The 1467-nt window shown below is 64.8% G+C and carries 1 protein-coding gene; it reads right to left on the bottom strand.

Annotation, left to right across the window (positions count from 1 at the left end; all coding sequences use genetic code 11):
• Window positions 1-15: 15 nt before the first annotated feature.
• Entirely contained in the window at window positions 16-1368 is a 1353-nt protein-coding gene (locus JKL45_RS29515) for an IS701 family transposase (protein WP_201865321.1), read from the bottom strand.
• Window positions 1369-1467 lie beyond the last annotated feature (99 nt).

Here is a 1467-nt window from a genome sequence, read left to right as displayed (position 1 = left end):
CTCGACTTTGGCCAATCAGGCGGCTTGGCAGAGCGCGTAAACCAAGCCTCGTTGAAGGGCCTGTGAGGGTTTCGACATTTTGTGTCGGTAGCGTGATGTGAATAAACCCATCTCGCTCCAGATCTGACGCCGCACGGCCGCCAGGGCATCCGCGAAAGTTGGATGAGACTTGCGATACCAGCTGTCGATCCAAACAGCGGTTCGGGAGCGCTGACCGAGTTGCGCGGCCAACAGGGTCACGATTGAGAACAATCCGAGCAAGCAGGGCGTGGTGCGGGCGACGGCCTGATCCGACCATTGCCGCTGGGTCTCTACGCCCAGATGTGCACGCGCCTCCTGGAAGGTGACCTCGATCTGCCAGCGCAGGATGAACCAGCGGATGATCTGCAGCGGATCGCGCGTGGGATCGGTGCACAGCAAGGCTTGGGGCGAGAAGCGTCCAAGGGGATCGCGCACCAGCACCCAGCGGATTGGTACCACCGGCATGCCGCCGTGGCGCCACACGGCCGTGGCCGAGCAGAACTCGATCAGCCGCTCCCCTTCGCCATACCAGCCAGGCACCGTGACGCGGCGCCAGCGCGTGCTCGTCCGGAGCAGCACATCGGAAAGGTTCGGCAACCGAGCTCCTTTGGTGCGCGGACGGCCCTTCGTCCCCGGCCGGCGCAGTGAAGCCGGCTCGTAGAGGGCGGCATCCAGGCGAAGCCGGGTGATACAGATCACGCCGCGGCGAGACAGCGCTGCCAGCAGTTCCAGGGCGGCAAATCCCATATCGGCCACCAGCACCAATTCGCGCTCAGGCAACCACCTCCTGACCTGCAGCATCATCTGACGCGCCCAGTCGGTCAGCTTTTTGTGCCGCTGCCCCCGCTCACGGCAGTAGCGCTCGGAGGGTGCCAGGGCAGTGAGGAACGGCAGGGCCCAGGTGCGAGCTGCCCATGGAATGGGAGCCAGCAGCATGAGGCTGATCCACCGCAGGCCCGAGGCCTTGACGAAATGAGCATCGGAGGAGCGCACCGGATCCCGATAAATGCCCTTGGCTTTGATGTGCTTGCCGCGGCGGCGCTCAATGGTGTCATCCAGGCCGAGGATCACCGGACCGGTTGGCGCAAAGGCCTGGATCAGCAGGCCCAGCAACAGCCGGGCCGCCTCGCGTGTGCTCCAGCGAGCCCGGCTGAGCACGCGATGATAATTGACGAAGTGGCGCTCGCGACTGAGGCCGGTGATACGCAAGATGCTGGTCACGGTGCGCTTACCGGGTGCCAGGATGGCGCCGACGAGCAGGACCTCGGCATGACGCCAGGTTCGGTGGCGAAAGAGCGGGGCAAACGCTACAATGATCGCGGCGAAGCGGGCGGGCAGGTCTGGCATGGTGGTGTCTCTTGGCGGAAACGCTGCCAGTCTACCGCATCGTTCGCTTCGCCGCCCTGCGCTCCCACATCACCCGCCAGAAATGGCCAAAGTCGAGCT

This window comes from Microvirga soli (genome assembly GCF_016734765.1).
GTDB lineage: Bacteria > Pseudomonadota > Alphaproteobacteria > Rhizobiales > Beijerinckiaceae > Microvirga > Microvirga soli.
This window is presented reverse-complemented; position numbering and strand designations above follow the sequence as displayed.

Bases quoted from the DNA above. Each gene is read 5' to 3' on its own strand.
- JKL45_RS29515 (WP_201865321.1), bottom strand. From the start codon at position 1,368: ATGCCAGACCTGCCCGCCCGCTTCGCCGCGATCATTGTAGCGTTTGCC.